Annotated in this window: 7 protein-coding genes; all 7 read left to right on the top strand. The window is 64.7% G+C overall.

Going from position 1 to position 5,963, the window contains the following annotated elements:
* Window positions 1-60 precede the first annotated feature (60 nt).
* The gene (locus ABGA94_RS03610; protein ID WP_005409286.1) at window positions 61-366 is read left to right on the top strand and encodes an integration host factor subunit beta; all 306 of its coding nucleotides are present in this window, start codon (window positions 61-63) and stop codon (window positions 364-366) included.
* 77 nt (window positions 367-443) lie between these two features.
* Entirely contained in the window at window positions 444-728 is a 285-nt protein-coding gene (locus tag ABGA94_RS03605; protein WP_005416231.1) for a lipopolysaccharide assembly protein LapA domain-containing protein, read from the top strand.
* Window positions 729-734: 6 nt separating this feature from the next.
* Entirely contained in the window at window positions 735-1,913 is a 1,179-nt protein-coding gene (gene lapB / locus ABGA94_RS03600) for a lipopolysaccharide assembly protein LapB (protein ID WP_375366411.1), read from the top strand.
* A 3-nt stretch (window positions 1,914-1,916) separates the two neighbouring features.
* Window positions 1,917-2,906: a glycosyltransferase family 4 protein gene (locus ABGA94_RS03595; protein WP_032954119.1), complete on the top strand. Its 990-nt coding sequence runs from the start codon at window positions 1,917-1,919 to the stop codon at window positions 2,904-2,906.
* Window positions 2,907-2,909: 3 nt separating this feature from the next.
* Window positions 2,910-4,823, top strand: a complete 1,914-nt coding sequence (locus tag ABGA94_RS03590) for a nucleoside-diphosphate sugar epimerase/dehydratase (protein ID WP_032954120.1) — start codon at window positions 2,910-2,912, stop codon at window positions 4,821-4,823.
* Entirely contained in the window at window positions 4,820-5,698 is an 879-nt protein-coding gene (gene galU / locus ABGA94_RS03585) for a UTP--glucose-1-phosphate uridylyltransferase GalU (protein WP_032954121.1), read from the top strand. Before ABGA94_RS03590 ends, galU begins: the two co-directional genes overlap by 4 nt.
* 55 nt (window positions 5,699-5,753) lie before the next feature.
* A partial coding sequence (locus ABGA94_RS03580; protein WP_375366409.1) for a hypothetical protein occupies window positions 5,754-5,963 on the top strand: 210 nt, incomplete at its 3' end.

The raw sequence follows: 5,963 nt of genomic DNA, 5'->3' as shown, positions 1-5,963 counted from the left end.
GGCCGGCCCGGGCATTGCCCGGGCCGTTTCAGGCTGAGATGCCCCTGATGTGAGCCGGTAATGACCAAATCCGAACTGATCGAAATCCTTGCGCGCCGCCAGGCGCACCTGAAGGCCGATGATGTCGATCTGGCGGTGAAGTCGTTGCTGGAAATGATGGGCGGATCGCTGTCCGCCGGGGATCGCATCGAAATCCGTGGATTTGGCAGCTTCTCGCTGCACTATCGTCCGCCGCGCCTGGGTCGCAACCCGAAGACCGGCGAATCGGTTGCCCTGCCGGGCAAGCATGTCCCCCATTTCAAGCCGGGCAAGGAACTGCGCGAGCGGGTCAGCAGTGTGCTGCCGCTGGACGCCGATCCGGCCTGAGCCTGCCGTCGCGCCACCGCGTGCGAATCCAGCCGCGAGTCGGATAAGCTACGGACTCCTGCCACTGGAGCTGTCGCATGAAGGTTTTTCGTCTGCTGGTCCTGCTGGCGGTGCTGATCCTCGGATTGATCATCGGTGCGGTCAACATGACCGCAATGTCGATCAACCTGCTGTTTACCCAACTGCATACTTCGGTGGGCGTGGCCCTGATTGCCGCGCTGCTGGTCGGTGTCGTGGTCGGTGCCGGGCTGGTGCTGGTGAGCGTGGTCATTCCGCTCTACGGCCAGCTGCGTCGCGCCAACAAGTCCGCTGCCGCTTCGCCGGCACCGGTTGCTTCCCCCCAATCTTTTGATGGACGTTGATCGAAGATGGATTTCGTCACCGAGTGGTTCTGGTTCTTCCTGTTCGTACCGCTGGCCGCACTGGCCGGGTGGGTGATCGGACGGCGTGGTGGCCAACGCCACGGTGACAGCCAGGTCAGCCGCCTGTCGAGCACCTATTTCCGTGGCCTGAACTACCTGCTCAACGAGCAGCCGGACAAGGCCATCGAGCTGTTCCTGCACATCGCCGAGCTGGACAAGGAAACCTTCGAGACCCAGGTCGCGCTGGGCCATCTGTTCCGCCGTCGTGGCGAAGTCGACCGCGCCATCCGCCTGCACCAGGGCCTGGTCAATCGCCATGACCTGAGTGACGCACAGCGCGTGCAGGCCCTGCTGGCCCTGGGCGAGGACTACATGAAGTCCGGCCTGCTGGATCGTGCCGAGACCGTGTTCACCGAGCTGGCCCAGCTGGATCAGCGCGCACCGCAGGCGCTCAAGCACCTGATCGGCATCTACCAGGCCGAGCGCGATTGGGAAAAGGCCATCGACAACGCCACCCGGTTCGAGGATGTCACCGGCGAGCCGATGGGCAAGCTGATCGGGCAGTTCGAGTGCGAACTGGCCGAGCGATTCCGTGGCGCCGGCAAGCTGGAAGAGGCGAGGGCAGCGATCGCCCGCGCCTACCAGGCCGATGCGATGTCGGTGCGCGCCGGCATCATCGAGGGCCGGTTGGAAACCGACGCGGGCAATCCTGAGGCCGCCGTGCGCGCCTTCGAGCGCGCCGCGCGCAACGACCCCGAATACCTGCCGGAACTGCTGCCGGCGTTGATGCAGAACTATCGCAAGGTGGGCGATATGGCAGGTGCGCGCGCGTTCCTGTCGGAGATGACAGAGCATTACCGTGGCATTGCCCCGGTGCTGGCGCTGACCCGGTTGATGGAAGAGCAGGAAGGCGTGGCCCCGGCGCGTGCCTACCTCGGCCGCCAGCTGAAGGATCGCCCGTCGGTGCGTGGCGAGTCCGCGCTGATCGACCTCACCCTGGCCGAGGGCGCCGATTCCACAGCCACCCTGCATGACCTCAAGCACATCACTGACCAGTTGCTGGTGCGCAACCCGGCCTATCGCTGCACCCGCTGCGGCTTCGGGGCGCGTACCCACCACTGGCAGTGTCCGAGCTGCAAGGAGTGGGGGACGGTCAAGCCGCTGCTGAACTACGCGGTGCTCTGATCCATGCCCTGGCTTGTGATGGGCGCGCTGCTGGCGCTCGCCCTGCTGAGTGCGGTGCTGACCTGGGCGGCACGCGGCTATGCGCTGCGCCAGCAGTTGATGGACCAGCCCGGCGAACGCCGCAGCCATAGCGTCGCTACGCCGCGCGGTGGCGGCATCGCCATCGTCATCAGCCTGCTGGTGACTGCAGCCGTGGCCATCTGGGCCTGGCCCGAGAGCACGCCGACAGTACTGGTGGCCAGCCTTGGGCTGGTGCTGGTGGCCGGTATCGGCTGGTGGGACGACCACAAGCCCCTGCCAGCGATGCGTCGCCTGCTGGTGCATTTCATCGCCGCGACGCTGCTGGCCGGCCTGGTGAAGGTGAATGGCGGCAGCTGGCTGTTGGCGGCGCTGGTGCTGCTGTTCACCGCCTCACTGATCAACATCTGGAATTTCATGGACGGCATCAACGGCATTGCCGCCAGCCAGGCCGTCGTGGCGATGCTGGGGCTGGCGCCGGTGCTGCCGTGGCCGTACTCGCTGGCTGCCGTGGCCCTGGGCCTGGCCTGCCTTGGATTCCTGCCGTTCAACTTCCCTCGGGCCCGGATCTTCATGGGCGATGTCGGAAGTGGAGCGCTGGGGTATGCGGTCGCAGCGGTGCTGGCACTCGCCAGCGTGCGTACCGATATCAACTGGATCCTGCTGCTGGTCCCGGTTTCGCCGTTTCTCGTGGACGCGGGCTTCACACTGCTGGCGCGCATCATTTCAGGACAACGCTGGATGGAACCCCACACCCAGCACGTCTACCAGCGCGCGGTGCAGGCAGGAGCCAGTCACCCCCAGGTGACAGGGATGTACTTTGCTTTGGGCCTGTTCAGTATTACAGTGTTCAATGTCTGCTCCAATTTGCAGCCGAGGTGGGAGGCTGCCGTGGCGATCGCGTGGTTCACCGCGCTGAGCGTCCTCTGGCTCCTCCTGCGCAATGGAATGCGCTACCGACAAGGAAATACCTGACTTATGGCTTCACCCTGGCGGGACAGAATCCTCGGCCTGATGCCGCGTTCGGCCATCGTCTGCCACGACCTTTTCATGGTCTGGGCATGCTGGCAGTTGCTCCATGCAGGGCGTTACTCGATCCTGCCCAACGCTCCGGCGCTGCCCCTGTGGAACGTCGATACCACCCTGGTCCTGCTGCTTCAGGGCCTGGTGTTCTGGCGCGTGGGCCTGTATCGCGGGCTGTGGCGGTTCGCCAGCGTCAGCGACCTGCTGAACATCTTCAAGGCCAGCTTCATCGGCATGGTCGCCATCGTCCTGGTGCTGATGTGGAAGCGCTTCGACGGCGTGCCGATGTCGGTGCTGGTGATCTACCCGTTCGCGCTGTCGGCCCTGCTGGGCGCACCGCGCCTGCTGTACCGGGCCTGGAAGGACTATCAGGCACTGCAGTCCGATTCCAGCGCCCGCCGCGTGCTGATCCTCGGCGCCGGCCAGGCGGCGGAAACACTGGTGCGCGACCTGCGTCGTTCCGGCAACTTCGAGCCGGTCGGCCTGCTCGACGATGCACCGCACCTGCGGGGTGCCAAGCTGCAGGGCCTGCCGATCCTCGGCACCCTGGATGACGCCCCGACAGTGGTCCGCGAGACCGCTGCCAAGCTGCTGGTCATTGCCATGCCGTCATTGGACGCCGCAGGCATGCAGCGCGTTGTCGCGATCTGCGAAAGCACCGGCGTTCCGTTCCGTACCGTGCCCAAGCTCAGCGACATCCTGCAGGGCCAGTCGCTGCCGGGCCAGCTGAAGGAAGTGGCGATCGAGGATCTGCTGGGCCGCAAGCCGATCATGCCGGACTGGAACCTGATCCGCGGCTGGTTGGGTGGGCGCACTGTGATGGTCACCGGCGCCGGTGGTTCGATCGGCTCGGAGCTTTGTCGCCAGTGCGCGCGGCACGGTGCAGGTCGCATCATCCTGCTGGAGATCAGCGAGCTGCTGCTGCTGACCATCGAGGGCGAGCTGCGGCGCAGCTTCCCCGATGTCGAGATCGAGGCGGTGCTGGGCGACTGCGGTGACCCGGCGGTGATTCGCCATGCGTTGTCGCTGCACCCGGTCGATACCGCTTTCCATGCGGCCGCCTACAAGCACGTGCCGGTGCTGGAGCGCCAGTTGCGCGAAGCGGTGCGCAACAACATCCTGGCGACCGAAAACGTCGCCCGCGCGTGCCTGGAAGCCCGCGTGGAGCATTTCGTGTTCATTTCCACGGACAAGGCGGTCGACCCGGTCAATGCGCTGGGTGCGAGCAAGCGCTACGCCGAGATGATCTGCCAGAGCCTGGACCAGAAGTCCACGCACACCCGTTTCGTCACGGTGCGTTTCGGCAACGTGCTGGCGTCGGCCGGCAGCGTGGTGCCGCTGTTCCGCGAGCAGATCCTGCGCGGTGGTCCGGTCACGGTCACGGACCCGGAAGTCAGCCGTTACTTCATGACCATCCCCGAGGCCTGCCAGCTGATCCTGCAGGCGGCCGCGTCGGCGTCGCATGGTGCGATCTACACTCTGGACATGGGCGAGCCGGTGCCGATCCGCGTGCTGGCCGAACAGATGATCCGTTTGACCGGCAAGCAGCCGTACAAGGACATCCAGATCATCTATACCGGCCTGCGCCCGGGCGAGAAGCTGCACGAGACGCTGTTCTATTCGGACGAAGACTACCGTTCGACCGCGCACCCGAAGATTCTCGAGGCCGGCGTGCGTACGTTCTCGCGCGACCTGGTGCTGGGCAACGTTCCGCGCCTGCGTGAGGCGATTGCCAGCTACGACACTGCCAGCATCCAGGAAATCCTGTTTGCGACGATGCCGGAATTCTCGCCAATCGAACAGGATGCTTACATTTCATCCGCTAAAGTCGTGCCCTTTCCGGCACGTGAGGCGAACAGGCACCAATGAGCAAGCGAATTCGCAAGGCAGTTTTCCCGGTGGCAGGACTGGGAACGCGTTTTTTGCCAGCAACCAAGACTGTGCCGAAGGAGATGCTGCCGATCATTGATCGGCCGCTGATCCAGTACGCCGTTGATGAAGCCATCGAAGCCGGCTGCGACACGCTGGTGTTCATCACCAACCGCTACAAGCACGCGGTTGCCGATTATTTCGACAAGGCCTACGAGCTGGAGCAGAAGCTCGAGCGCGCCGGCAAGCAGGAGCAGCTGGAGCTGATCCGGCATGTGCTGCCCAACGGCGTGCGCGCGATCTTCGTGACCCAGGCCGAGGCGCTGGGCCTGGGGCACGCAGTGCTGTGTGCCAAGGCTGTGATCGGTGACGAGCCGTTCGCGGTGCTGCTGCCCGACGATCTGATCTGGAATCGCGGTGCCGGTGCGCTGAAGCAGATGGCCGACCTCAATGAGGCCAGCGGTGCCAGCGTGATTGCGGTCGAAGACGTGCCGCACGAAAAGACCGCCAGCTACGGCATCGTCGCCACTGAGGCGTTCGATGGCCGCAAGGGCCGCATTTCGCAGATCGTCGAGAAGCCGAAGCCGGAGGACGCGCCGAGTGACCTGGCGGTGGTCGGCCGCTACGTGCTGAGCCCGAAGATCTTCGAACTGCTGGAACAGACCCAGACCGGTGCCGGCGGCGAGATCCAGCTGACCGATGCGATTGCCGAGCTGCTGAAGACCGAAGAAGTCGATGCCTATCGTTTCGAGGGCACCCGCTTCGACTGCGGTACGCACCTGGGTCTGGTGGAGGCGACGATCCGCTTCGCGCTGGACAATCCGAAGCTGGCCGGCCCGGCGCGGGAGAAGCTGGCGGCGATGCTGGCGGAATAAGGGGTTTATCAAGCGCTCCGTCAGCGCTTTGATTGATACGTGGCGGAGGGGGCGGATGGCCCTCTCCAAAACACGCCAAAGCCCTTCCATGGTGCTCGGTGGCGCCATCCATGGCGCCAACGGTTTTGGAGAGGGCCATCCGCCCCCTCTCGACAGTTTCCGTGCGGCGCGGACGGGAAGGGCGGAATCAAGGGCAAAAGCAAAAGCAAAAGCAAAAGCAAAAGCAAAAAGGCAGCCACTGGCTGCCTTTTTTGCTTGTTGGGGT

It is taken from the genome of Stenotrophomonas sp. 3diitr2024 (assembly GCF_042136455.1).
Taxonomy (GTDB): Bacteria; Pseudomonadota; Gammaproteobacteria; order Xanthomonadales; family Xanthomonadaceae; genus Stenotrophomonas; species Stenotrophomonas sepilia.
Note: the sequence above shows the minus strand (reverse complement) of the source record. Positions and strands in the feature narration are given on the sequence as shown.

Bases quoted from the DNA above. Each gene is read 5' to 3' on its own strand.
- ABGA94_RS03610 (WP_005409286.1), top strand. From the start codon at position 61: ATGACCAAATCCGAACTGATCGAAATCCTTGCGCGCCGCCAGGCGCAC.
- ABGA94_RS03605 (WP_005416231.1), top strand. From the start codon at position 444: ATGAAGGTTTTTCGTCTGCTGGTCCTGCTGGCGGTGCTGATCCTCGGA.
- lapB (WP_375366411.1), top strand. From the start codon at position 735: ATGGATTTCGTCACCGAGTGGTTCTGGTTCTTCCTGTTCGTACCGCTG.
- ABGA94_RS03595 (WP_032954119.1), top strand. From the start codon at position 1,917: ATGCCCTGGCTTGTGATGGGCGCGCTGCTGGCGCTCGCCCTGCTGAGT.
- ABGA94_RS03590 (WP_032954120.1), top strand. From the start codon at position 2,910: ATGGCTTCACCCTGGCGGGACAGAATCCTCGGCCTGATGCCGCGTTCG.
- galU (WP_032954121.1), top strand. From the start codon at position 4,820: ATGAGCAAGCGAATTCGCAAGGCAGTTTTCCCGGTGGCAGGACTGGGA.